Annotated in this window: 28 protein-coding genes; 4 read left to right on the top strand and 24 right to left on the bottom strand. The window is 69.3% G+C overall.

Annotated features, from left to right (window positions below):
• From fliJ to flgL, 16 genes are all read right to left on the bottom strand, one after another.
• Positions 1–465 carry a flagellar export protein FliJ gene (gene fliJ / locus KF709_10445; GenBank protein ID MBX3174820.1) on the bottom strand — a complete coding sequence of 155 codons (465 nt, stop codon included), beginning with the start codon at positions 463–465 and terminating at the stop codon, positions 1–3.
• Entirely contained in the window at positions 462–1,787 is a 1,326-nt protein-coding gene (locus tag KF709_10450; GenBank protein ID MBX3174821.1) for a FliI/YscN family ATPase, read from the bottom strand. Before KF709_10450 ends, fliJ begins: the two co-directional genes overlap by 4 nt.
• 4 nt (positions 1,788–1,791) lie before the next feature.
• Complete coding sequence (locus tag KF709_10455) at positions 1,792–2,412, bottom strand: hypothetical protein (protein MBX3174822.1); 621 nt, start codon at positions 2,410–2,412, stop codon at positions 1,792–1,794.
• Positions 2,396–3,421, bottom strand: coding sequence for a flagellar motor switch protein FliG (fliG, locus tag KF709_10460; GenBank protein ID MBX3174823.1), 1,026 nt, complete (start codon positions 3,419–3,421; stop codon positions 2,396–2,398). Before fliG ends, KF709_10455 begins: the two co-directional genes overlap by 17 nt.
• Positions 3,422–3,424: 3 nt before the next feature.
• The gene (gene fliF / locus KF709_10465; protein ID MBX3174824.1) at positions 3,425–4,954 is read right to left on the bottom strand and encodes a flagellar M-ring protein FliF; all 1,530 of its coding nucleotides are present in this window, start codon (positions 4,952–4,954) and stop codon (positions 3,425–3,427) included.
• Positions 4,955–4,960: 6 nt separating this feature from the next.
• Positions 4,961–5,299, bottom strand: coding sequence for a flagellar hook-basal body complex protein FliE (gene fliE / locus KF709_10470; protein ID MBX3174825.1), 339 nt, complete (start codon positions 5,297–5,299; stop codon positions 4,961–4,963).
• A gap of 2 nt (positions 5,300–5,301) precedes the next feature.
• Entirely contained in the window at positions 5,302–5,703 is a 402-nt protein-coding gene (locus KF709_10475; protein MBX3174826.1) for a hypothetical protein, read from the bottom strand.
• Between the two features lie 8 nt (positions 5,704–5,711).
• Entirely contained in the window at positions 5,712–6,254 is a 543-nt protein-coding gene (flgC, locus tag KF709_10480) for a flagellar basal body rod protein FlgC (protein MBX3174827.1), read from the bottom strand.
• 2 nt (positions 6,255–6,256) lie between these two features.
• On the bottom strand, positions 6,257–6,514 hold the full coding sequence (locus tag KF709_10485; GenBank protein ID MBX3174828.1) for a hypothetical protein: 258 nt from the start codon (positions 6,512–6,514) through the stop codon (positions 6,257–6,259).
• A 244-nt stretch (positions 6,515–6,758) separates the two neighbouring features.
• A complete protein-coding gene (locus KF709_10490) occupies positions 6,759–8,231 on the bottom strand; it encodes a sigma-54-dependent Fis family transcriptional regulator (protein ID MBX3174829.1) in 1,473 nt (490 codons plus the stop codon).
• A gap of 71 nt (positions 8,232–8,302) precedes the next feature.
• Positions 8,303–8,659, bottom strand: a complete 357-nt coding sequence (locus KF709_10495) for a hypothetical protein (GenBank protein ID MBX3174830.1) — start codon at positions 8,657–8,659, stop codon at positions 8,303–8,305.
• Between the two features lie 2 nt (positions 8,660–8,661).
• The gene (gene fliS, locus KF709_10500; GenBank protein MBX3174831.1) at positions 8,662–9,048 is read right to left on the bottom strand and encodes a flagellar export chaperone FliS; all 387 of its coding nucleotides are present in this window, start codon (positions 9,046–9,048) and stop codon (positions 8,662–8,664) included.
• Positions 9,049–9,079: 31 nt separating this feature from the next.
• Positions 9,080–11,770, bottom strand: a complete 2,691-nt coding sequence (gene fliD, locus KF709_10505) for a flagellar filament capping protein FliD (GenBank protein ID MBX3174832.1) — start codon at positions 11,768–11,770, stop codon at positions 9,080–9,082.
• 98 nt (positions 11,771–11,868) lie between these two features.
• Positions 11,869–12,978 carry a flagellin gene (locus tag KF709_10510; protein ID MBX3174833.1) on the bottom strand — a complete coding sequence of 370 codons (1,110 nt, stop codon included), beginning with the start codon at positions 12,976–12,978 and terminating at the stop codon, positions 11,869–11,871.
• A 133-nt stretch (positions 12,979–13,111) separates the two neighbouring features.
• Positions 13,112–13,603, bottom strand: coding sequence for a flagellar assembly protein FliW (locus tag KF709_10515; protein ID MBX3174834.1), 492 nt, complete (start codon positions 13,601–13,603; stop codon positions 13,112–13,114).
• Entirely contained in the window at positions 13,600–14,505 is a 906-nt protein-coding gene (gene flgL, locus KF709_10520) for a flagellar hook-associated protein FlgL (GenBank protein MBX3174835.1), read from the bottom strand. The genes KF709_10515 and flgL overlap by 4 nt, the downstream gene beginning before the upstream one ends.
• Positions 14,506–14,907: 402 nt before the next feature.
• On the opposite strand from flgL, the gene KF709_10525 reads away from it, so the two are divergent.
• From KF709_10525 to KF709_10540, 4 genes are read left to right on the top strand one after another with little or no spacing between them, the layout of a single operon-like run.
• Positions 14,908–15,192, top strand: coding sequence for a hypothetical protein (locus KF709_10525; GenBank protein MBX3174836.1), 285 nt, complete (start codon positions 14,908–14,910; stop codon positions 15,190–15,192).
• Between the two features lie 30 nt (positions 15,193–15,222).
• Complete coding sequence (locus KF709_10530; protein MBX3174837.1) at positions 15,223–15,594, top strand: response regulator; 372 nt, start codon at positions 15,223–15,225, stop codon at positions 15,592–15,594.
• 2 nt (positions 15,595–15,596) lie between these two features.
• Positions 15,597–15,749 (top strand): hypothetical protein, encoded by a 153-nt coding sequence (locus tag KF709_10535; GenBank protein ID MBX3174838.1) that lies wholly within the window; start codon positions 15,597–15,599, stop codon positions 15,747–15,749.
• On the top strand, positions 15,727–16,182 hold the full coding sequence (locus KF709_10540) for a response regulator (protein MBX3174839.1): 456 nt from the start codon (positions 15,727–15,729) through the stop codon (positions 16,180–16,182). Before KF709_10535 ends, KF709_10540 begins: the two co-directional genes overlap by 23 nt.
• 15 nt (positions 16,183–16,197) lie before the next feature.
• Here KF709_10540 and KF709_10545 read toward each other — a convergent pair whose 3' ends face one another.
• Genes KF709_10545 through KF709_10580 form a run of 8 tightly spaced genes read right to left on the bottom strand, consistent with a single transcriptional unit; the run spans position 16,198 to position 24,747 of the window.
• The gene (locus tag KF709_10545; protein MBX3174840.1) at positions 16,198–17,829 is read right to left on the bottom strand and encodes an MFS transporter; all 1,632 of its coding nucleotides are present in this window, start codon (positions 17,827–17,829) and stop codon (positions 16,198–16,200) included.
• A gap of 54 nt (positions 17,830–17,883) precedes the next feature.
• Entirely contained in the window at positions 17,884–19,029 is a 1,146-nt protein-coding gene (locus KF709_10550) for an ABC transporter permease (GenBank protein ID MBX3174841.1), read from the bottom strand.
• Positions 19,029–20,201, bottom strand: a complete 1,173-nt coding sequence (locus KF709_10555) for an ABC transporter permease (GenBank protein ID MBX3174842.1) — start codon at positions 20,199–20,201, stop codon at positions 19,029–19,031. The genes KF709_10550 and KF709_10555 overlap by 1 nt, the downstream gene beginning before the upstream one ends.
• Positions 20,198–20,932 (bottom strand): ABC transporter ATP-binding protein, encoded by a 735-nt coding sequence (locus KF709_10560; protein MBX3174843.1) that lies wholly within the window; start codon positions 20,930–20,932, stop codon positions 20,198–20,200. The genes KF709_10555 and KF709_10560 overlap by 4 nt, the downstream gene beginning before the upstream one ends.
• Positions 20,929–21,915 (bottom strand): ABC transporter ATP-binding protein, encoded by a 987-nt coding sequence (locus tag KF709_10565; GenBank protein ID MBX3174844.1) that lies wholly within the window; start codon positions 21,913–21,915, stop codon positions 20,929–20,931. Before KF709_10565 ends, KF709_10560 begins: the two co-directional genes overlap by 4 nt.
• Positions 21,912–22,814: an HlyD family efflux transporter periplasmic adaptor subunit gene (locus KF709_10570; protein MBX3174845.1), complete on the bottom strand. Its 903-nt coding sequence runs from the start codon at positions 22,812–22,814 to the stop codon at positions 21,912–21,914. The genes KF709_10565 and KF709_10570 overlap by 4 nt, the downstream gene beginning before the upstream one ends.
• A complete protein-coding gene (locus KF709_10575; protein MBX3174846.1) occupies positions 22,814–24,103 on the bottom strand; it encodes a TolC family protein in 1,290 nt (429 codons plus the stop codon). Before KF709_10575 ends, KF709_10570 begins: the two co-directional genes overlap by 1 nt.
• On the bottom strand, positions 24,100–24,747 hold the full coding sequence (locus KF709_10580; GenBank protein MBX3174847.1) for a TetR/AcrR family transcriptional regulator: 648 nt from the start codon (positions 24,745–24,747) through the stop codon (positions 24,100–24,102). Before KF709_10580 ends, KF709_10575 begins: the two co-directional genes overlap by 4 nt.
• Positions 24,748–24,854 lie beyond the last annotated feature (107 nt).

A 24,854-nucleotide genomic window follows, 5' to 3' on the forward strand; every position in this document is an offset into this window, starting at 1 on the left:
CTAGGCAATCCCTCGCTGTGGTCCAGTCGTCGCGTGCCGCAGGGCAATGGCGTCCATTGCCAGGCGTGCCCGCTGTTCGGCGTCGGCGCGCCACGCGGCGCGGTGCTTCTCGCGCAGGCGCTCCAGCACGCGGCGCTCCTGTGTGCGGGCGGAGAGCGCCTCGAGGCAGCTGCGTTCGCTGGCCTCCGCTTCCGCGATCTGCGTGCGGATCTCCGCGGCGCGGCTCTCGGCCTGCTCGAGCAACAGTCCCATTGCCACGCGGTCGCCCGGCGACGTGTCGCGGCCGGTCTGGCCGAGCATGCGCAGGCGTGCCTGCTTCACGATGCCCTCGACCTCTCGCAGCACATCGCGCAGCGTCTCGACACGCGCGCGCGCGCCGGCCACTGCCGCGCCGGCCTCCTCCTCAGAGCGCTCGCGCAGCGCGAGCAGGCGGTCCATCCGGAAGTCGAACTGTTCACCCTTCACGCGGCTGCCCCCCGATCCGGTGTCCCAGCGATGCGCTGGGACAGTTTCTGCAGGCGGTCCGTGGTGCCGATGAACGGCGCGTGCTCGTCGGGCGCCTGCCGCAGGAACTCATTGATGGGCGTGCGGTTGGCGATGGCGGCATCCACCAGCGCGCTCGCACCCTTCTGGTAGGCGCCCACGAGAATCAGGTCCTCCTGCTCGCGGTACGCGGCCTCGGTACGCATCACCATCGTGGCCGCGTCGCGCTGGGCGGGCGGGATTACCTGGTCGCGCACGCGGCTCTTGCTGTCGAGGATGTCGATGGACGGGAAGTGGCCGGCCGACGCGAGCTTCCGTGTCAGCACGAGGTGCCCATCGAGGATCGAGCGGGCGGCATCCGCCACGGGCTCATTGAAGTCGTCGCCGTCCACCAGCACGGTATAGAGCGCCGTGATGGCGCCCGTGGCCGAGGTGCCGGCGCGCTCGAGCAGGCGCGGGAGCATCGCGAACACGGAAGGCGGATAGCCCTTCGTCGTCGGCGGCTCGCCGATGGCGAGTCCGATCTCGCGCCAGGCCATCGCCACGCGCGTCACGGAGTCGAGCATCAGGCAGACGTGCTTGCCCTGGTCGCGGAAGTGTTCGGCGATGGCGGTCGCCACCGACGCGCCGCGCGCGCGGGCCAACGCCGACTGGTCGCCGGTCGCGACAATCACCACGGAGCGCGCCAGGCCCTCAGGGCCCAACGAATGTTCAATGAACTCGCGCACCTCACGGCCACGCTCGCCCAGCAGCGCAATCACGTTTACGTCGGCCGAGGCCTGACGGGCGATCATGCCCAGCAGCGTGCTCTTGCCCACGCCGGAACCGGCGAAGATGCCCATCCGCTGGCCGCGACCGATGGTCAGCAGGCCGTCGATGGCGCGCACGCCGGTGACAAGGGGCTCGGTGATCGGCGCGCGCGTGAGCGGATTCGGCGGTTCGGCCGACATCGGCACGCGGTCCGTGATGCGCAGCGGCGGACCGCCGTCGATTGGCTGCCCGAATCCGTCGAGCACGCGGCCGAGGAGGCCGGGTCCGACGGAGACCAGCAACGAATGGCCGAGCGGCGTCACCATCGCGCCGGGATGCACGCCCTCGAGTTCACCGAGCGCCATCAAGAGCGCCCGCTCCGAGTCGAAGCCGCAGACCTCGGCCAGCACACGACGGCCCGTGGACAGCGACTGCAACTGGCAGATGTCGCCGACGCCGACATCGAGGCCGACGGCCTCGACAACGAGTCCCGTCACGGACGTCACACGCCCGTGGGGCACCACGCGAGGCAGACTCGCGATGCGGCGCTCCATCAGCTCAAGCACGCGAGTGCACCAAACGGCGGTACACGCGCTCCAGCGCGGTCTCGATGCGACCGTCCACGATGCGCTCGCGACCCTCGACCATGCAGCCGCCGCGCGAGACGCGGGCGTCGGCGACCCAGATGGTCGTCGTCTCGTCGCGACCAAAGGCCATCGCCGGCCGCTCGTCGCGCAACGCGCGAATGATCGCGAGGTCGTCCGGGTGCACGCGGATCTGCACGGGCTGGTCCACGGGGAAGCTCTCGAGCGCCTTGCGTACCAGCCGCTCCACCACCTCGGGGTCCTGCGCGACCTCGCGGTCGATCACGTGCCGCGCAATCGCCAGCGCGAGCGTGACAAGGTTGTCCTCGACTGCGCCGGTCCAGCGGCCATCGGCTTGGTTCACCGCCTCGATGGCTTCCTCGGCGGCACGCACCGAAGGACCGAGGCGCGCGCGCTCGGCGCGCTCGCCTTCCTGCCGACCCTGCGTGAAGCCAAGCGCGTAGGCCTCAGCCACGGGATCCACGTCAGGCTCCGCCTTCGGCGCGGCCTTGGACCGCAGGTCGAACGCCAACGGCGTCCAGGCCTGGGCGACGCCGTCGTTGGCGAAGGCGCGCAGCCTAGCCGAGGACGACATCGTCGCCTCCGCCGGTGAGCACGATCTCGCCCGCTTCCTCGAGCGCGCGTGCCTGTGCGACGATCGTCGCCTGCGCCGCCTCGGCGTCCTTCATGCGCGTGGGGCCGAGCATCTCCATCTCTTCCACCAGCGCCTGCGCGGCGCGCTGCGACATCTGGCCCGTGATGCGCTGGCGCAGTTCCGCGCTGGCACCCTTGAGGGCGGTCGCGAGCGTCTTCGTGTCCACGTCGCGCAGCAGGCGCTGCAGCGCGCGGTCGTCGAGGCCCCGCAGGTCCTCGAACACGAACATCAGGTTCTTGATCTGCTCGGAGAGCTGGAAGTCCTGCTCGGCGACCTTCTCGAGAATCGACTTCTCGAGCGCGCCCTGGAGCAGGTTGAGAATCGAGGCCACGGAGGCGGGGCCACCCGCGCTGGACATGCCGCGCTGGAAGTCGAGGTCGGAGTCGCTGCCGAGCGAGCGCTCAATCAGCTCGAGCATCTCGGGCGAGACCTTCTCCATGCGCGCCATGCGCAGTGCGACATCGGCGGCGACGATGGGGTCGAGTTCCTTCAGTACCGCCGCCGCCTGCGGCGTCGCGAGGTGCGCGATCACCAGCGCCGTGGTCTGGGGATGCTCGCTGCGGAACATCCCCGCGATCTGCTTGGGATCGGCGTGCCGCAGGCGCTGCAGCCCGGCGGTGTCCGCCAGATGGCTGGTGATGCGCTTGAGGATCGCCTGCGCCTTCTGGGTGTTGTATGCCTTCTCGAGCATCAACCGCGCGTACTCGACGCCACCGGTAGAGACCGCCTCGCTGGCCAAGGCCAGGTCGATCCACTCCATCAGGGTGTTCTTGGCGACCTCGGGATCCACGCGATCCATCCGCGCGATCTCGAGCGAGATCACCTCGGCCTCCTCGGCGGAGAGTCGCTGCGTCACCTTGGCCGCGTTCTCGGCGCCCAAGGCGAGACAGAGCACGGCCGCCTTCTGGCGACCGGTCAGTGACGGGTTCCCACTCGGCAGGGCGCGCACGACTTAGCCTTCCTTGAGCCAGCTCTTCACGAGCCGGGCGGCGGAGTCGGGGTCCTTCTCCACGGTCTGCGTGACGCGGTCGCGCACCTGCGTGTCCGCTTCGGGGAAGACGATGCGCGGGGCGGGGCGTGAGCTCGGCGCGGGCGAGGCGGCAGGCGCGGCCGCCTCACCGGCAGCAAGCGAAGCCGTCGCCGTGGCGTTGCCGCCGCTGGCAAGCGCTGCGGTCGGGACGCCCGGCCCCGAGTTGCGGATCGCATTCAAGGTCATCAACGCGATGATCGCCATCGCGCCGATGCCGACGAGATTGAGCGCCGGTCGCTGGTAGCGCTCGATGAGCGTGACCACGCCGGGGCCGGACTCGGGAACTGCCGCGTCGGTCGTCGGCAGCGCAACCGTTTCGAACGGCGCGCCAACCACGGTGATTCCGTCGCCACGCGCGTCATCGAGGCCGATGGCCCCGCGCACCAACGACTCCAACTGCTGCAGCTCGGCCGGCGAACGGCGCACGACCTGCGTATTGCCGTTCGCGCCGCGCCGCACTTCGTTGACGACCACTGCGACCGTGAGGCGCTCGATGCCGCCGACGGCGCCCGAGTACACCTCGGTGCTCTTCGACGTCTCATAGCTGTTCGCCACGTTGCTCGAGGCGGCACCGCCCTCGGCGCCGGGGATGATCTCGGCCTTCTGTTCCTGCGCGATCGCCTGGCGCGCCGGATCGACCGAGAGCGTCGTGCGCTCGATACGGTCGAAGTTCAGCGCCGCCGATACGCGGATGCGCGAGTTGCCGGCGCCCACGACGTCGGCGACGATCGCCTCGGCCTTCTGTTCGAGATAGTGCTCGATTTCCTGCTGCATCCGCAGCTGCCGCGCGGAGAGCACGGCCGAGCTTCCATCGTTGGGCTCGGACCACAGCCGGCCCGAGACATCGTGCACGCTGACTTGGTCGGACTCGAGTCCGTCCACGCTTGACGAGACGAGCTGCGCGATGCCGCGCACGACCTCGGCACTCGGTGCCTGGCCGTTGCGCATCGAGAGCACCACCGAGGCGGTGGCCGACTTGGCGTCACTTCGACGGAAGGCCGCGCGCTCGCCGATGGCGATATGCACGCTGGCGCGATCCACGCCTCCCATGCGGCCGATCGTGCGCTCGAGTTCGCCCTCGAGCGCACGGCGGTAGTTCACCCGCTGCGTGAAGTCGTTCCAGCCCCAGGTCTGTTGGTCGAAGAGCTCGAGACCCGGGCGGCTGCCCGTGGCGAGACCGTCGCGGGCCAATGCAACGCGGGCCGCCGCAAGGTCCTGCTCCTGTACCATCACGTCGCTGCCACCGCGGTCCAGCTTGTTGGGAATGCCCGCCTCGTCGAGGCGCGCCGTCAACTGACCACTCAGCGCGAGCTCGACGCCCGTCGCCGCCGGCACCCAGGTCGGGCGCGTCAGCCACTGCGTCACGCCGAACATCGCCACCGCGAGCGCCACGCCCACGACACCGATCATCACGCGGCGGTCATTGCCCATCCGTCCCAGCATCTCGGTCATCGCGCCTTAACCCTGCATCGTGGTGAGGGTGCGATACGCTTCCGTGAACTTGTTGCGCACCTCGATCAGCATCTCCAGCGCGATCTGCGCCTCTTCCGTCGCGGCCATCACGCGATGCAGCTCCACGTCGTCGCCGCGCAGGAACGCCTGCAGGGTGTCCGTCGCGGTGTCCTGCTGCTGCGACACGCCGTTGATCGCCTTGGTCAGCGAGTCGGCGAAGCTGTCGCCCTGCCCGTCGGCGGGAAGGACGTTGAACGACCGCACGCCCGTGTCCTGCCCGACGCGCATCGCGCCACTGGCCAGCTCGTATGCCCGCGCGACGGCGGCGCCGATCGGATCGGACATCGTCAGACCCGCACGTCCATCCGGCCACCGCGCGGCATCGCCGCGGCGCTCGGACGGTTGATCTGGTTCATCATCCGCGTGTAGGTCAGCGGGCCCTGCGAGACGCTGCGCGCAAAGAACGAGCGCTCATCGGCGGTCAACACGCTCCACAGCTGCGGGTCCACACCCTCGGGCGCATCGGCGGGGACCGCCGAGGTGGGGCGGGGCACGACACGGTTGGCCTCGCGTGCCGCATCGCGAACGTTGTCGCGCCTGATCTGCGCCTCGTCCGTCCGCGCGGGCACCGCAGCGGCGGTCTGGCCCTTGGCGGGAGCGACGTCATTCGTCTGCGCCGGCGTGCGCGGCTCGGCGCGCGTCGGATACAGGTTCGGGAGATTCGTGGACGGGATGCCGTGGATGCTCATATGTGACCTCAGATGTCGATTGCGCGGCGCAGCATTGCCTTCGCGACCTGGAAGACCGTCGCGTTCGCCTCGAACAGGCGCCGCGCGTCCATCAAGTCAATGATCTCGTCCGTCACGCGGACGTTTGGGTACGTCACGTAGCCGTCGGCATCCGCGTCGGGATGGCCGGGCTCGTACACGCGCGGACCGGCCGTCTGGTCCTCGCTCACGCCGGACACCGCGACGCCGAACTCCTGGTTCGGTCCCGTCTCGCCCGGCAACTGCGAGACCGCGGCGATCTTGGCGACCTCGGCGGGCATCAAGCCCTGCGCCTTGCTCAGCGCCTTCGTGAACTGCGTCTGCGAGGCCGTCTCCAGCTCGACCACGCGCCGCTTGTATGGGCCACCCTCGGCCGTGCGCGTGACGTCGGCGTTGGCGATGTTCGCTGCCGCCACGTCCATCCGTAGGCGCTGCGCATCGAGGCCGCTGGCCGCGATGCCAAGCCCGCGGAACATCGGCGGGCGCTTGTTGACCAAGGAGGCCGGGTTCACCGGCGGGTTGATGCGCGGCACGATCAGCGATCCCGCAGGCTGGCGCGCAGCCCGGCGTAGGCCTTCTGCAGCAGGGTGCTGGCTGCGTCGAAGCGCAGCTGCTCGTCGGCCAACCGCGACATCTCGGCCTCGAGGTCCACCGGTTCCGGCGCCTGGGCCGCCGTCGCACCCGGCACGGGCGGCAGCACGAAACCATCGCGGCCGGCACGCGCCACACGGTCGGCGATGGACCGGACGCGCGCGGCGCTCTGGTCCAGGCTGACCTTGAGGGGTGCTGCCATTGTGGTTCTGTCGATGAAGCTCACGGGGGTCGGTCTCCGGGTTGCTGTCGCCGTCCGTAAAGGCAACGGCGATGCCAAAGGAGAATCCGACCTGCCGCCGGTGAGCTAACCCCTGTTATTGCAAACGGTTACGTGGCATCGGTCGCCGCGATCGGCAGCACCTGAACGCACGGAAAAAAGGGACGCCAACGGCAACTTGTGCCGCTGGCGTCTTCTATTGCTTCCGGTTTTTCCGGGGGGCGAGCTACTCGTTCGTGTCCGGCTCCTCGCCGCCGCCGACCCCCATCGCGTTCAGCTTGTTGCGCAGGGTTCGGACGCTGATGCCAAGCAGATCAGCCGCCTTCGCTCGGTGCCCATTGGTCTCGGTCAGGGCACGCTGGATCAAGGCGCGTTCCGCGTCGTCAACGTTGAACGTGGTCAGCGTGACCACGCCGTCGCTGGGGGTGGAGCCGCCGGACACAGGTGTCGTCCCGGTCACGCCGGGTACCGCCCGCGACGGCGGCGGCGGGATGTTCGGGATGGAACGCGGCGTCGGCACGCCTGTCGTCAGCCCGAACCGCGACGCATCGAAAGCCGACATCGGCACCACGGACGAGCTGGAGAAGATCACCGCGCGCTCCACCGTGTGCTGCAGCTCGCGCACGTTGCCCGGCCAGTCCTGCTCCGAGAGGTAGCGAATGGCGTCGGGATGGATGCCACGCACGTCCTTGCCCAATTCCGCCGCCGTCAGCTCGGCGAAGCGCTGCGCCAGCAGCGGGATGTCCTCGCGCCGCTCCCGCAGAGGCGGGATGAGCACGGGGATGACGCCGAGCCGGAAGTAGAGGTCCTGGCGGAAGGTGCCCGCCGCCGCCTCGGCGGCGAGGTCGCGATTGGTCGTCGCGATCACGCGCACGTCCACGCGAATCGGCGCCGTGCCGCCGACGCGCTCGAACTCCTGCTCCTGCAGCACGCGCAGCAGCTTGGCCTGCAGGTCGAGCCGCATCTCGCTGACCTCGTCCAGCAGCAGCGTGCCGCGGTGCGCGCGCTCGAAGGCGCCGGCCACGCGCTTCACCGCGCCGGTGAAGGCGCCGCGTTCGTGGCCGAACAGCGCGCTCTCGATCAAGCCCTCGGGCAGGGCCGCGCAGTTCAATTGAATGAATGGTCCGTTGGAGCGGTCGCTCTGGTTGTGCAGCGCACGCGCGATGAGTTCCTTGCCCGTGCCGCTCTCGCCCTGCAGCAGCACGGTGGCGCGCGTGGGCGCCGCCATCGCGACGGTCTGCATCAAGCGGCGCATCACCGGCGAGTCGCCGATGATCTGCTTCTCGGTGCGGAACTCCATCACCTCACGCCGCAGGCCCTCGTTCTCGCGCCGCAGACGCACCAGTTCCAGCGCCTGGTCGATGGCCAGCTCGAACTGCGCGGGGCGGATGGGCTTGGTGATGTAATCCACCGCGCCGGCCTTCAGGCTGGCCACCGCGTGCTCGATGCTGCCGTAGCCGGTGAGCATGATCACCGGCACGTCGATGCCTTCGCGCTGCAGGATGCTCAGGAACTCGAGCCCCGTGACGCCCGGCATCCGGTAGTCGGAGATGATGAGGTCGATCCCACCCCGCGCCAGCACATCCATCGCCTCGGGGACCGACCGGGCACCGACAGCCCGGTGGCCGGCGCGCTCCAGCGTGTCCTCGATGATCGAGCCCACCGACGGCTCGTCGTCTACGTAGAGGATGGTGGCCATTGCAGGGAAGTGGGACGGTCAGACTGCGGAACGTTAACGCCCCGCCCCCTGCCACGACAGCCGCGAATGGCTCAGCCGACCATATCGAGCTGCGCCATCCGCGTGCGCGGCGGCCGCGCGTAACCGAATGCGGCCTCGCGCTGGTTGCGCAGCTGGCCCATCTCGCGGGAGAGCTCGCCCATCCGCTGGCGCATTCGCTCCTGCAGTCCCTCAGCCTTGGCGGACATCTCCAGCAGCAGCGTGATTACCGCACCGCGCTCGGCGTGGTATTGGGGGTCACGCGCGGCAATGCCGATGACCGGCAACAGCTCAAGCACGGACCCAAGGCGCTGTTCGAGCATTGCACCGGGCGTCGAGACGTCGTCGCCGATGGCAATCATTTCGCGCTCCAGCGTCTCCAGAGCCGCGCGCGGTGTGGCGTGGCGCATCATCACGAGGCCAGCCGCTGCGGCGTGTCCTGGATCTGCACCCAGGCATCGCGCAGCTCGCGCACGATGTGGATGTGCCGGTCCAGCATGTTCACGTCCCCACGCAGCGCCACCGACCCCATCTCGGTCAGCAGGAACACGTAGAGGGCGGAGAGCTGCTTGGAGAGATCGCCGCCGACGGAGTGGTCCAGCGTGGCCAGCAGTTCGCCGAGCAGGCCGCGCGCGCGGTCGAGGCCGCTGCTCGTCACCTGCTCGTCCTTCATCGCGATGCCGACGCGGGCGCGCGTCATCGCGGCCAGCAGGGCATCGTAGGTGATGACCAGTAGACGGCCAGGCGAGGCGGTGAGGATCTCGGCTTCGCGGTACTGCTGCACCGACGGACGCGGCATTTCCTGATCCCGTGGCGGGAGTGGGCCCGCGTCAACGGTCTGAGGTCGTTGCGCGGAGGGAATCGATCTGAGCGGTCAGGGCGGAACTCAGTGCCTGGGACTTCGCGAGGGCACCTTCCATCGCCACGAACTGGCGAATCAGGGCATCGCGCCGGGCATCGAGCCGCTTCTGGATGTCGTCTAGTCTCGGATCGATCGCGTCAGCCTTAAGCGTTGCCGTCGTGCTTTGGAGGGCCGCACCGCTGGCTTCGGACGCCAACTCCTGCGCAATGCGCCCCAACACCCCGCCAATGCCAAGCGAGAGTGTGACGCTGCCGGCCGCGCGGGCCGTCGCCCCGGTGTACCGGATGGCCAAGCCCTCGGCGTCGTCGCTGGCGCCGCCCGTGAGGATCTGCCCACGGCCGCTCGCCACGACACCATTGATGCTGCCGGCGACATCGAGTCCGCTGTAGCTGCCGGCGGCGATGCCCAGCGTAGAGGTGCCGTCCGCCGAGCCCGGCGTGTAGGCCACCGTGAAGCCGCCGTCGGAGCCGTACTCGGCCGACACGATGCGCAGCGCACCGCCTGACTCCTCAGCCGTCAGCCGCACGCTCTCCGCGGCAAACGCCGTGTTCAAGCGCAGCACGATGGCGGCCAGGGTGTCGCCGTCAGCCAGCGCCACGCTCGCCGTGCGACCCGTCGCCCCATCCGTGATGGACATCGTGTCCGGCGTGCCGGCGGTGGAGTAGGTCGCGAACGCCGCGCCGATGGTCTCCGCCTGCGTGGCCACCTGCGTGATGTCCACCGCGTAGCCCGTGTCGGAGGGCTGCGTCTTGCTGCCAGCGGCGATGAACTCCACCGACGCATCGCTGGCGCTGCCGGCGAGCGAGAAGAGGCGCCGCACACCCGTGGGGTCGGCCTCGAGGGCGGCGCGGAAGGCGGTGTCCTTCAGCGAGAGCACGCCGTTCTTGTCGCGCTCCAGGCCCGCCAGCGCCGCCGACGTGTACACGCCCGTGGCGCCGACCACGGTCTGCAGCAGCGCCGTGCTCATCGACTGTGCCATCGAGCGCAGCGAGGAGCTGTTGGCCAACGTGCCGCCGGCGGCGCTGTTGGTCGTGGCCCAGGACTGCACGGCGTTGTAGGCCGTCGCGAAATCGCGCAGCGTCTTGGCCACGGCTTCGAGGTCCTGCTGCACCTGCACCGTCGTGATCGCGCCGACCTCGGCGCTCAGCGCCGAGATGGTCAGGCCGGGGATGGCGCTGGAGATGGTGTTGGTGGAGCTGCGGATCAGCTGGCCGTCCACGCGCACCTGCGCGTCGGCGCCGGCGGTGATCACGCGGTCGCGGCCCACGGTGCCGTTGGCGGTGTTGAAGGTGCCAAGGCTGATCGACGAGCCACCGCTGCGCGTCAGCGTCAGCGAGAGGCTGAGGGCGGAATCGCCCGCGGTGCCATCGCTGAGCTGCACGCGGCCCGCGCTGAGCGAGGCGGCCGCGCTGCGGCTGCCGGCGCCGAAGCCACTCGTGCCATCGCCGATGGCATCGAGCAGGTCCTGCAGCGTGCTGCCCGCGCCAACCGCGAAGGTGTGCTGCACGGTTGTTCCGTCGCCGCGCGTGCCACCGATGGTGATCGTGTCACCATCGGCCAGCGCGAGTGCCTGGCCATTCACCGTGAGGTTGCTGAGCAGGGAGCTGCCGGTCGCGGCAAGTCCGCTGCTGCTGTCGCCGTAGGCCTGCGTCGCGGCCACGACCTGGGCAATGCCACTGCGGCCTTCCTTCGTGAAGCCGAGCACGGCCATCGCGCGCGCCGAGTTCACCGCGTCGCCCGCATCCACTTCGACCGGGAGATCCGTCTCCAGCCAGTAGCGCGTGGATGATCCCACTTTCTCGCTCATCACGCGCGCGGAGTCGGGCAGGCCGGTGGCCGCCGCGATGCGCGCCGCGATGCTGGTCAGCGAGTCGTTCTCGAGGTCGACCGTGATGCTCTGACCGCCCACCGTGATGGTCGACGGCGTCGGCAACGGGATGCCGAGCATCGTGGCCACCGCGGCCGTGCCGCTGGAGACGCGGAAGGTCTTCGTGGCGCCATTGGCACCGATGTTGGCCTGCACGCTGCCGTCGGTGAAGCCGAGCGACTGCAGCACGCCGCTGCCGTCGCCCAACAGTTCCACGCCGGCAGTGCCGGTGGCCTGCGCGCCGAGCACGAGGCGAACGCCGGTGCCGGACGAGAGCAGGGTGGCCGTCACAGCGGTCGAACCGCCGCCGGCGGCGGCCGTGTTGATCTTGTCGCGCAGCGTGGTCAGCGTGTCATCCGCCGTGACCGTGACGCTGCGTCCATTGATGCTGAAGCTGCCGGCCACGCCAAGCGCGGTCGTCGCCGCCGACGCGACGGCGCCGCTCAGGCGCTCTGCGCGCGCGGTGCCGAGCACCTCGATGGCATAGCTGCCGGGTTGAGCCTTCTCGCCGGCGGAGACTGAGACCAGCTCACGTCCACTGGCGGGACGGAGCAGCGTCGTCTTGAAGACATCGAAGCTCGTGGGGGCCTGCAGACGCGACGCCGCATCACGGAAGGTGCCGACCAGCGTCTGGAATTGCCGCCAGGCGTCGGCCTGCGAGCGCAGCGCGCTCTGGCGCTGGGCCAACGGGTCGAAGCGGCGGGCGGCCTCGGCGTCCATGATCTGGTCCACGAGGTCGCGCCATTGGATGCCGCTGGCAATGCCACTGATTGATGCGAGAGGTTGCGTCATTGGTCCTGCTTGGGCCGAAGCCCGGTTGTGGGACGCCGACGCCCCCGGTGCCTAGATCGGCGCCGGGGACGGCGGGTTAACTCGTCCTGCGGCTCCGACTACTGGAGGAGCCGAAGGATCCCCTGGCCAGCCTGGTTCGCCTGCGCCAGCATCGCGGTGCCGGCCTGAGCCAAGATCTGGTTCTTGGAGAACTTCACCATCTCGTCCGCCATGTCGACGTCGCGGATCGTGCTCTCCGCGGCCGAGAAGTTCTGGATGACGGTGCGGAGGTTCGAGACCGCGGACTCAATGCGGCTCTGGCCGGCGCCGATCTCACCGAGGGCGGTGTTCACGGCCGAGATAGCACCGTCGATCGCCGTCAGCGCGGTCTGCGCGTTGGCCAGCGAGTCCACCGTCGACGCGTCAACGCCGAGGGCCGAGGTGCGGAGGTCGAGCGTGGCGCCCGAGATCGTCAGCGAGTCCTGGCCGGCGTAGTCGCCGGAGGCGCCGATGAGGAAGGTGCCCGAGCCGGCGGTGACCGTCACCGTCAGCGTGTCCAGGCCAGCGGCCGTGAACGAGCTGTCGGTGTTCACCGTCAGGCCGAAGGTGGAGAAGTTCAGCGAGGCAATCGAGCCGTCCGCCGGCATGTCGCCCGCGGCGATCGTCTGCGAGACGCCGTTCGCGTCGGTCATCGTGACCGCGCCAGCAGCGTGCGAGAGCGTGTAGGTCCCGGCGGCCGTGCCCGAGATCTCCGCGCTGTAGACGCCGGTGCCGGCGGCCAGGGCGGTGCCGCCCGAGACCGAGGCGCCGAAGCCGCCGTTGAGCAGCGTGTTGCCCTGGAACTTCGTGGTGTTGACCGTACGGTCGATTTCCGAGCGCAGCGCCACGAACTCGGCGTTGATGCGCGTGCGGGCGGCGCCGTCCACGGAGTCCGAGGCGGACTGCGAGGCCAGCTCCTTCATGCGGTCAAGCATCTTCTGCACGGACTGCGCAGCGCCGTCGGCGATCGCGTACACCGAGTTCGCCTGCTCCGCGTTGCGGGTCGCCTGCTGGTACGCACGGATGTCCGAGCGCAGCTTGTTGGCGATACCCAGGCCGGCGGCATCGTCCGCGGCCTTGTTGATCCGGAAGCCCGACGCGAGCTTCTCGCTCGACGACTTCACAGACTCCTGGACCATGCCCAGGCTGCGGGCGGCCTGCATCGCGCCCACGTTCGTGTTGATACGCATCCTTGCTTCTCCTGATTGGGTGTCGGGAGCATCCGTGCTCCCTCGGGTCTGGGCCTAGGTGCCTCGACCTCACCCAGCAGTGTCGGGCGGTCGGCGCGGGACTTTACTGCCCGCCCCAAACCGCTCGCTGCGGTCAGTCCAGGACACCCGCGGGAACGGTCGACCGCACGGACCAGGCGCCACCGTCAATGACGCACTGCACGCCCGTGCGCGTGCGCCAATTGATAAGGATGAGCCCGCAGAGATTCGCCGTCGCCGGCACGCCCTCGGCCCCAAGCGTAACGGGCGCGAACACGGCCACGTCGTCGGTGGGCACGGCCCGCAACGCGCGCTGCGCGTCGCTGGGCACCATCACCGAGAAGCCGGGGAACGCCGCGAAGGGATCGACCAGCAGGAGCGCGAGCTCCGGCGTCTCCGCCGACTGCAGCCAGGCCGCCTGTGGCCGGTCGGAAGCCAAGACCAGCCACTCGCGCTGCGCGGGGAAGCCGAGCAGGCCATCCGCGAAGGTGAGCACGTGCGCGCGGTCCACGGACAGCGGGCCGAAGAGCGTGTGCACTTCGCGATGCGAACCGGTGGTCGGCGGCGTGGAGTGCGAGGTCGGGGCAGGGAGCGTCGCGAGACTCATCGGATGTAGTCGGCGAGGGAAAGGCCCGCCACGCGGGCCGTGGCCGCCATCGCGGCCTGATAGGCGGTCTGACGACCGGCCAGTTCGGTGAGCGCGGTCTCGAGGTCCACGTCGCGCAGGTCCGAGATGTTCGCCTCGAGGTCCAGCGCGACCAGCGTGTGCGTGAGCTCGACGCTCTGCAGCTGGTTGGCGCGGGCGCCCGTCTCGGCGATCAAGGTCTGTGTGCGCGACAGTGCGGTGTCGAGCGCCGGGAGCGCATCGCGGACCGCGGCGCCGTCGCCCGAAGCCAGGGCGGCGGTCAACTGCGTCAGCGCCGCCAGCGGCCCGGTGGTGTCGTCACCGAAGACCGTGAGTCCGTCGTGCGTGGCGGTGAAGCGCTGGCCCGCGGCAATCTCCACGGCGCGCGTTCCAACTGGTGCTGGCGTGGCGACCGTGAGGACGGGCGCCGCGCCGGACGTATCCAATGAAAAGGGCGCCGCGTCGCTGCGCACGCCGCCAAAGAGGAACTCGTTGTCGAATTTCGTCGCCGCCAACTGCACGGCGTCGCTGAGCAGCTGTTCTGCCTCGCGCGCCACCGCCGCACGTGTGGCCGGGGTGGCGGTGTCGGAACCCTGGCTCACCGCGAGCTCGCGCGCGCGCGTGATCAGGTCGGTGAGACGGCTGAGCACGCTGTCCTCGAGGTTCACCCGCGAGGTCGCGCTGCCGATGTTCCGACGATACTGCTCACGCGCACGCAGCTGCGCCTCGTTCTGCATGATGCCCAGCGCGGCGCCGGGATCGTCGGATGCGGTGTTGACGCGCCGGCCCGACGAGAGCCGGGCGAGCACATCCTCCAGGCTCGATCGCGACGCCGTGATGGCGTTGATGGCCTGCAGGGTCGAAGCGTGGTTGGTGACGCGCATATGCAGGAGTATCGGGCGCGAGCCGGCGGGTCTTCACTCCCCGCTCAAGTGGCGGCGCGAGCGACCGACACCTTCTGGCGTATGTCGACGACTCCGACCCCCGATCGTGTGTCCCTGACCTCCAGCGGCTCCGCCTCCGCGTCTTCTATAGGACGTGTCGCTCGGCCTCAACCGATTCAGGGCAAGTCTGGCGGAGAGAAGTGGCCATCATCAAAACAGTTTCAGCAAGTCATCGCGTCATATCTCGATTCAGCGAACGAAGCGATCCAGCCCCACGAGGTCGCCCTTCGCCTAATCGACATGGCCGCCGAGGGATATCGGCGGTCCGCCTAGGGGATTGCGGCTGCCGCACTCAAGTGTGGGCGCGCGCGGCCGAAACTCCGTTGCAGGAGGATTCATCGCATGAAGATTGACCGTTCCGTCGGCCCCGCGCCGATCCAGCCCACCCCGACCTCGTCGCCGCGCGTTCCTGCGCGCCAGTCGGAGTCTACCGAAGCGCCCAGCGCGCCCGCCCCTCGCCGCGACTCCGTGGAGTTTTCCGCGGCCGGTCGCGAGTTCGCCTCGCTGCACCCCGATCGTGTCGCGCGCCTCGAGCAGGTGCGTGAGCGCCTCGCCACCGACTTCTACTCGTCGCCGGACGTGCTCCAGTCCGTCGCCCGTCGCCTGCTCGCCTCCGGCGAGATCTGACCGTCCCTCAACACGTCTCCGGACCCTCGTATGCGCTTCCTCGTCGTAGATGACTCCGCCACGATGCGCCGTATCGTCGTCAACTCGCTGCAGCGCATTGGCTACAGTGATGTCGTCGAGGCCGGCGATGGCGTCGAGGCGCTCGAGAAGCTCGATGCCTCCATCGGTTTCATCATCACCGACTGGAACATGCCGAACATGTCCGGCGTGGAGTTGGCCCAGGCGGTGCGTGCCAAGGATGGCTTCAAGCAACTGCCCATCCTGATGGTCACCGCGCGCTCCGTGCGCGAAGACATCATGACGGCGCTCGAGTCGGGCCTCAACTACTACATCGTCAAGCCCTTCACGCCGCAGGTGCTGAAGGAGAAGATTGACGCGCTGCTCACCGGCGCGCCGGCCTGATCATGACCCCCGCCCATCGGGAAGTCCTGCTCGACGACTCCGCCGCCGCCCTGCGGATGGTCATCGCCCAGCTGAAGGAGTTCGCGCCGACCCCGCGTCGCGACACCAACGACTTGGCCGAGGCTGCCGCCCGTGGACGCCGCCGAGACGCCTGAGGCTGCCGCAGCCGCCGGCGACGGCACAGGCCCTCGCATCCTCGTCATCGATGACGACCCCGAGATGCGCCTCCTCCTTGAGGTGGCGCTCTCTGCCTTTGGAACGGTCGAGACTGCCGAGGACGGCCTCGTGGGACTCGAGCTCTATCGCAATGCCCTGCGAGGCTCGCGGCCGTACGCGCTCGTCTGCTGCGACGTGCAGATGCCCGGGATGGACGGCCACCAGACGGTGCTCGCCCTACGACGCGCCGAGTCGCACGTCAGCGCCAACCAACCCTCGCGCATCCTGATGCTGACGGCCCTCTCCGATCGATCGCACGTGCAGCGCGCCATCGCCGTCGGCTGCGATAGCTACCTGGTGAAGCCCTTCGGCCCCGACCAGCTTGCCGAGCGCGTGCGCGCGCTCGGCATGGTGGAACAGCAGGCCGCCTGACTGCCCGCGCCGAGGCTAGTCGTCGGCGATATCCACATCCTTGGTCTCCGGCACGAACAGCAGGCCGATGACCAGCGTGAGCGCTGCCACTGCGATCGGGTACCAGAGTCCAGCGTAGATGTTGCCCGTCGCCGCGACGATCGCGAAGGCCGTCGTCGGCAGGAAGCCGCCGAACCAGCCGTTGCCGATGTGATACGGCAGCGACATGCTGGTGTAGCGGATGCGCGTGGGGAAGAGCTCCACCAGCATCGCCGCGATCGGGCCGTACACAATCGTCACGAGGATGACGAGTGCGACTAGCACGGCCACCACCGAGACGCGGTTCAACCGCGCCGGGTCGGCCGCGCGAGGATAGCCTGCCGCCTGCAGCGCTTCGTCCAACGCGCCTTCGAAGCGCGCGCGCTCCGTCGACGCGTCGGCCGCGGCGCCATCGTACGACGCCACGCGGACCTCACCCACCAGCACCGCGACCGCTCCCTCCGACGCATCGTTGCGATACGGCACCCCGCGTCGCACCAACGCACTCTTGGCCACGTCGCAGGCAGCGGTGAAGGCGCTGGTGCCGACGGGATTGAACTGCACCGAACAGCCCGCCGGGTCCGCCAACACCGCCACCGGCGCCGCAGCCTGCGCCTCGGCCAACGCCGGATTCGCCGCGCGCGTCAGCGCCTTGAACAACGGGAAGTAGCCGATCACCGCCAGCGCGCATCCCAGCATCACCACCGGCTTTCGGCCCACGCGGTCCGACAGCCAACCGAACACGATGAAGAACGGCGTGCCAATGGCCAGGGCGATGGCCACGAGGATGTTGGCCGTCTGCGCGTCCACCTTCAGCGTCTGCGTCAGGAAGAACAGCGCGTAGAACTGACCCGTGTACCAAATCACTGCCTGGCCCGCCACGATGCCGAACAGCGCCAGCAGCACGATCCGCAGGTTGCCCCAGCGCCCAAACGACTCGCGGAGCGGCGACTTCGAGTGCTTGCCCTCGGCCTTCATCTTCTTGAAGAGCGGCGACTCGTCGAGCGACAGCCGGATCCAGGTCGAGACGCCGAGCAGCACAACCGAGAAGAGGAAGGGCACACGCCAGCCCCAGGACTCGAAGCGCTCCGTGCCCATCCAAATGCGGCAGCCCATGATCACCAGCAGCGACAGGAAGAGTCCGAGCGTCGCCGTGGTCTGGATCCAGCTCGTGTAGAGCCCGCGCTTCCCTGGCGGCGCGTGCTCGGCCACGTACGTCGCCGCGCCGCCGTACTCGCCACCCAGCGCCAGGCCCTGCAGCAACCGCAGGAGAATCAGGGCCACCGGCGCCACGATGCCGATGCGTGCGTAGGTGGGCAGCACGCCGACCAGGAAGGTCGAGGCACCCATCAGCACGATGGTCACGAGGAAGGTGTGCTTGCGCCCCACGAGGTCGCCGAGTCGCCCGAACACGACGGCACCAAACGGCCGCACCGCGAATCCCGCCGCGAAGGCAAGCAGGGCGAAGATGAAGCCGGCGGTCTCGTTCACGCCGGAGAAGAACTGTCGGGAGATGATCGCCGCGAGCGACCCGTACAGATAGAAGTCGTACCACTCGAACACCGTCCCGAGGGACGAGGCGAGGATGACGCGGCGAACGTCCTTGGTGGGGGCGAGGGTCTCGATCACGGGGGACAATAATCGCCCTCCGACGGCCGTCTGTGAAGCGCCCGCCGGATATCGCTAGGCGCCGCCTTTGCGATACTGCCGTACGGCCAAGGACATCAACACCGCGCCCGCCGTGGCCAGCACCCCCAACTGCGGCCACACATCCCGCACCGTGGCCCCCTTGAGCAGCACCGCGCGCATCAACTTGATGAAGTGCATCAAGGGATTGAGCTGCGCCAACCACTGCGTCCACGTCGGCATCGCGCGCACCGGCGTGAACAGCCCGCTCATCAAGATGTAGACCATCAAGACGCTGAAGGCGAGGAAGAGCGCCTGCTGCTGCGTCTCCGCCACCGTGGAGATCCAGAGCCCCAGTCCCAGTGCCGCCACCAGATAGATTGCCGCCGCCGTATAGACGAGCGCTAGCGAGCCCTCAAACGGCACCGCAAACAGGAAGCGCGCCACCACGAGCCCAATCGACAGCTGCACCAGCGCGATGATCCATAGCGGCAGCAGCTTCGCGATGACAAACGTCGAGCGGGCAATGGGCGTCACGTTCAGCTGGTCCAGCGTGCCGATCTCCTTCTCGCGCACGATGTTGAGCGCCGTGAGGATCGTGCCGACCACCGTGACCAGCTGCACGAGGATGCCGGGGACCATGAACTGCCGATAGTCGAGCGACTCGTTGTACCAATCGCGCGTCTGCACCTCGAGGCGCGGCGTACCGCGCTGTAGCGCCGCGCGGGCCGCAAGCGCCGGGCTGGCGAGTGCAAGTTCCGCCGACAGCTCCGCCGCGTAGCGCCGCAGCACCTCGTTGGCATAGGCCGAGGCCACGCCGGCCTGCGCGCCGTCCTCGGCGTTAAAGCTCAGTCCCACCGTCGCCCGCCGTGTGCGCCGCAGGTCGCGCGCGAAGTCGGGTGGGATGCTGACCACGGCGTCCGTGCCGCGCTCCATCAGCGCGGCCTCGGCCTCGGTGAACGTCGGCGAGGCGCCCACCACGCGGAAGCGGCCGGTGCCGACCAGGCGGTCCACGACGCCGCGCGACTCCGCGCTGCGGTCCTGGTCCACGACCCACACACGGCTCTCCTTCACCTCAAAGGTCGCAGCGTTCGCCAGCACGATCAGCTGGATGATGGGGATGACGAACATCATCCGCAGCAGCACCGGATCGCGACGGATCTGCAGGAACTCCTTGCGGAGCAATACCCGGAGTGCGCGCATCAGTCGAGCCGAACCGAGAAGCGTCGCGTGGCGACGGTGAGCATCGCCAGCAGCATCAGGGTCAACACGGCGAACTCCTGCCAGAGGTGTTGCCACCCGGCACCCTTGAGCATCACGCTGCGGGAGATCTCCACGAACCAGCGTGCGGGCACGATGTTCGAGAGCACCTGCAACACGCGCGGCATCGAGGCGATCGGGAAAATGAGCCCGCTGAGCAGCGTGCTCGGCAGCATCGTGCCGCCAAGGGCGGCCAGCATCGCGGCGCGCTGCGAGCCTGTGACGGCGGCGATGAGCACGCCGAGGGCGAGGCCGACCAGCGCGTAGAGCGTACTGCCAAGCAACAGCAGGGCCAGCGACCCGCGGAAGGGCACGCCGAACACCAGCCACGCGGCCAGCAGGATTGTCACGACGTTGACGAAGGCCAGCAGCAGGTACGGCGCGACCTTGCCCAAAATCACCTGCCAGGGCCGCAGCGGGGAGACCAGCAGCACCTCGAGCGTGCCCCGTTCCTTCTCGCGCGAGAGCGAGATGGCGGTCATCAGGGCCGTGACCATCGTGAGGATCAGCGCGATCAGCCCGGGGACGAAGAGGTTGACGCTCTCCAGCGTCGGGTTGAAGCGCATCCGGATGCGCGGCTCGAGCATGACGCCCGCCGCGCGAGTCGCGCGGTCGCGCTGCCAGCTGTCGAGCACGGCGAGGGTATGGGCGCGCATCGTGGTCCCGGTGTTGGGATCCGAGGCATCCGCGACGACCCGCACACGAGCCGCCCGCCCGTCCGCGTTGCGTTCGGCCAGCCCGGATTCGAGTTCCACGGCGACGTCCAGTCGGTTGGCCCTGAAGAGGCCTTCGACCTCGTCGGCGCGCGCATCGACCACGGTGAAGCGGCCGTTCTGCGCGAAGCGCGTGCGCAGGGCCGCCGTCTCCGCGTCCGGCGCCTGCTCCACGAACGCGAGGCGGATGTCTCGGATGTCCGAGCGCAGCGCGAAGCCGAACAGCACCACCTGCGCCAGCGGTAGCGCCAAGAGAATGACCAAGGTCTGCCGGTCGCGCACAATGTGGCGGAGTTCCTTGCGGACGAAGGCCGCCAGCGCCTTGCGGCGGCTGCCAATGACGCGCCGCCGCGCCGCCGCGCCGCGCACCGCGTCGCTCGTGCCCTCAGCTGCGCCACTCACGCCGCCGCTCCCGTGCCGCGTGCCAGCCGCACGAACACCGCGTCGAGCGACTCCGCCGCATACTCGCGCTTCAGGTCCTCTGGTGTCCCCAACGCCGCCACGCGTCCGTCCACCATGATGCAGATTCGGTCGCAGTACTCGGCTTCGTCGAGATAATGCGTCGTCACGAACACTGTCGTTCCAGCCGCCGCCGTCGCGTAGATGCGCTCCCAGAACTGGCGGCGCGTCACTGGGTCCACGCCGCCGGTGGGCTCGTCGAGGAACACCACCTGTGGCTCGTGCAGCAGCGCCACGGAGAAGGCCAGCTTCTGCTTCCAGCCCAGCGGCAGGCTGCGCACCAAGTCGTCGGCGTGTCCCTCCAGGCCAAGCTCGGACAGCAGCCGGCCGCCACGCTCGGCGATCACGCGGTCCGCGAGGCCGTAGATGCCGCCATACAGCGCGATGTTCTCGCGGATGGTGAGATCCTCGTACAACGAGAAGCGCTGGCTCATGTAGCCGATCGCCCGCCGTACGCGCTCAGACTCCGTGGCCACGTCGAACCCCGCCACGCGCGCCGATCCGTCGGAGGGCGCCAGCAGGCCGATCAGCATGCGGATCGCCGTGGTCTTGCCGGCACCGTTGGCGCCAAGGAAGCCGAAGACCTCGCCGGGTGCGACGTCGAAGGAGATGGCATCGACGGCGGTGAAGTCGCCGAAGCGCCGCGTCAGGCCACGTGCCTCGATGGCGGTCACGCCGCGGCTCCAGGTGTGGCGCCCATCAAGGCGATGAACGTGTCCTCGATGCCGGGGTTGATGGGCCGTACCTCGGCCGCCTCGATGCCTGCGTTGCGCAGCGCTTCCTCGAGCTCACGGACCAGCGTCGCCTGGTCCGCGCCCGTGCGAGCATCGCTGACGTGGATCGTCTCGCCGAAGGGCAGGACGGAGACGGCGTGCGGAAGCTGACGCAGCGCCGCAATGGCCGCCGCACGCTGGCGCGTGCGCACGGCGAACAACGGGCGCGGAAAGCGTTCGCTGATGCGCGACGGTGCGTCGACCGCGAGAATGCGGCCCGCTTGCACCAGCGCCACGCGATCACAGCGTGCGGCTTCGTCCATGTATGGGGTGGACACGAGGATCGTGAGCCCATCCGCGCGTAGTCCGTCGAGCAGGTCCCAGAACTCGCGCCGGCTGACCGCGTCCACGCCGGTCGTCGGCTCGTCGAGCAGCAGCAGCGACGGGCGATGCACCAGCGCACAGGACAACGCGAGCTTCTGTTTCATCCCACCCGAGAGCGCGGCGGCGCGTCGGTCGCGGAATCGCTCCAGCTGGGAATAGATCGGGGCAATCAACTCGTAGCCGGCCTCGAGCGAGGTGCCGAAGACATCGGCGAAGAAGCGGAGGTTCTCCTCCACGCTCAGGTCGCCGTAGAGCGAGAAGCGGCCCGGCATATAGCCGACGCGGGCGCGGATCTCCCACAGGTCGGTCGCGACGTCGAAGCCCAACACCCGTGCGCGGCCCGCATCGGGCAGCATCAGCGTCGTGAGGATGCGGAACAGCGTCGTCTTTCCCCCGCCATCCGGTCCGACAAGCCCGAAGAGCTCACCGGCGCCGACGTGCAGGCTGACGCCGTCGAGTGCCGTCGTGTCGCCGAAGCGCTTGACGAGTCCGTCGACCTCGATTGGCGCCGACACCCCAGGTCCCTTGGCGCCGCCTGTCGCGTCAGCGGCCGGACTCACCGCGGGCTCCCGTCAGGCTCGCGAAAGTTCAGATCGCCAGGCATACCGATCTTCAGGCGCCCGTCCGGATCGTCCACGCGCACCTTCACGGCGTACACGAGGTCCGAGCGCTCGCTGCGCGTCTGCACCGGGGTGGGCGTGAACTCCGCCTTGGCCGAGACCCAGGCCACGGTGCCAGCGAATTGCGCCACACCGTCCGCAGCGTCGGCGTGCACGGAGACGCGCTGGCCGAGCTGGAAGCTCGCGAGTTGGTCGCCGGTCACATAGGCGCGCAGCGTCAGCGTGCGCAGGTCGGCCAGCGCGAGCAGGGGTTGTCCCGGCTGGATGGTCTCGCCAGAGCGCGCATAGGTCGCCAGCACCGTTCCGTCGAACGGCGCACGCAGCGTGGCGCGGCGCAGGCGATCCTCGGCGCTCTCAAGCCGCGTCTCGAGTGCGCGCAGCTCTGCCGCCAGGCTCGACGCGGCAGCCTCGGCGGCGAGGCGTTGGGCGGCGAGCACGCGCACCTCACGCTCGGCGGCATCCGCCTGCGCGGCCGTCGCCGCAGCGTCGGCGCGGAGCCGGTCGGTACGCTCTCGGTTGCGAGTGGCAATCTCCGCTTGCGCGTCAATCGATCGCAGCTGCGCCTCGACCTCGCGAACGCGGGCGCGCAGCACCTCGCGCTGCGACAGCAGCTGGCGGCGCTCGAGCGAGAGTGGGACCGTGTCCACGATGGCGAGCACACTGCCCGCAGCCACGCGGGCGCCTTCCTCCGCCTGCATCAGGAGGATCGGGCCCGGCGTCTCCGCGGAGAGCACGACATCATCGGCTTCGAAGTTGCCGTAGGCATCGGGCTCGTCGCCGTTGCCGCAGGCGAGCGCGAGGACGAGTAGGCCAGGGAGGCCAAGTGCGAGGCGACGCATCAGTGCAGCTCCTGCCCGAGGGTGATGAGGATGCGTGCGCGCGTCTCGGCGAGCTGCACCCGATGGCGATCGCGCGCAATGCGCGCGGTCAGTAGGTCCGTGAGGCGGTCCGTATACTCCGCGCCGGTGGCCGTGCCCTCGCGGAAGCGACGCTCGGTCTCGGCCAGCACGGTGCTGTGGATGGCGACGATGCTTGAGTCGCTCTCCAGCGCGCGCTCGAGTCGCCCGGCCGTGGCCCGGTCGCGCGTGACCGCACGTTCCAGTTGCTCCCGAAACGTCGTCTCGTCGTGGCGCAGCATCTCGCGCTGCAGCAGCTGCACCTCTGCATCGCGGTCGTTCACGCGCCAATTGAGCAGCGACCACTCCAGCTGCACGCCGATGATCCAGTAAGACTGGAAGTCGCGCGCGAGGGGATTGATGCCGGGCCGGCCGTATCCCCCGCGCCCGAAGGCCGAGACGCGCGGGAGGTCCTGTCGCGTGCTGGCCCGTGCGCGCGCGTCGAGCGCGGCGCGAGCGGCGTCGAACTGCGCGAACTCGGCGCGCTCGCGCAGCGTGTCGAGGGCCGCGAGGGTCGCCGCGGCATCGGTATCAAGATTGGGTGGCTCGAGTTGGGCGTCATCGCCGACGGCGACGCCACTCAGCGAGCGCAGGATCTCCAGCGTGGCCCGGCGATCCGTGGCCACGGCATCGAGCCGCTGCGCGAGCCGCAGCCGCTCCGCCGCGAGCAGTTCGCGGTCGCCTGGCAGGGCCACGCCTGCCGAGACGCGGGACGACACCAGCGCGAGTTGCGCGTCGAGGTCCTGATTGCTGGCTTCGAGTGTGCGCTGCTCCGCATCCAGCGCGAGCACCGTAAAGAACGCATCGCTCACGGCCTGCCGCCGCTGCCAGAGTGTGCCGCGAATCCGCGCGGCCGCCTCGGCGGCCTGCGCGTCATCGGCGCCCCGGCGCGCGCTGCGCGTGGGATCCCAGAGCCGCTGCCGAAGCATCAGGTAGGCATCGTATTGCTGGTAGGGCACCACGGGCACACCACCGATCGATGGCACGTCCGAGACGTACTGGCCCGTGGCCTGCGCCTGCAGGCTGGGCAGCCGCTCCGCGTTGAGCGAGGCGCGACGAAGCGCCGCCTGGGAGTCCGCCAATGCGAGCTGGGCACGGCGGGCGTCGGCCTGCGCACTCGCCGCGAGCAGGTCCGGCAGGGTGATGCGTTGCGCGGGCAGCCGCGATGCGCCGGCTCCGATCGCCAACGCGACCGTGGCCAGTCCAAGAAATGGGGAAGGGAGGAGTCTCATCGCGAGATGGCGTTGAGGATGAACGTGGGCAGCGTGCGGCGACGCTCGTCGAGGAAGGCGGCAAAGGCCGCCTCGTCCTGCCCGAGGATGCCGTTGAGCACGGGTCGCGCGACGAAGGGGAATGCGGACAGGGCCATCAGGTTGAGGAGGAACTGCTCTGCGTTGAGTCGTGTGCCGAGCAGGCGCTGCACGCGCGCGAGGCCCTGGTGGACGACGGCCTGCGGGTCGCGGCCCGAGAGCCGCTGCACGAGTGTGCGGATGCGCGTGGGATCGTGGTGCAGCTCGGCCAGCACATAGCCGGGCAGAAACGGCGCCTCGCGCACCGTATCGATGTAGCCGTGCACGAAGGTGGTGACCATCTCCTCGAGCGTCGCGCTGTCGCGGAACGCGGTCGGGATGATCTGCACGAGCCGCCCCGCGGCCTCAAGGAAGACACGCTCGCTGAGTGCAGCCTTGGAGCGGAAGTAGTAGTGCAACAGGGCTTGGTTGACACCCGCTTCCTTGGCGATGTCCTGCATGCGCGCGCCGGCCGTGCCCTTGGCCGTGAAGACGCGCCGCGCGGCCGCGAGGATCTTGGCCTCGGTGTCGGCATCGGGCGCAGCGGTGCGCGATCGTGGGATCCGCTTTTGTTTGGCGCCAGTCATAGTTTAACTATGTAGTTAAATCAAACGGATAACGCAAGCCTTCGGCGGACGGCCGGAGCCAGGGTCGGGTGCCTGTCCCCGGCCGCGCTCGCGCTATCTTCCGGCGT

Source organism: Gemmatimonadaceae bacterium, assembly GCA_019637445.1.
In the GTDB taxonomy this organism is placed as follows: domain Bacteria; phylum Gemmatimonadota; class Gemmatimonadetes; order Gemmatimonadales; family Gemmatimonadaceae; genus Pseudogemmatithrix.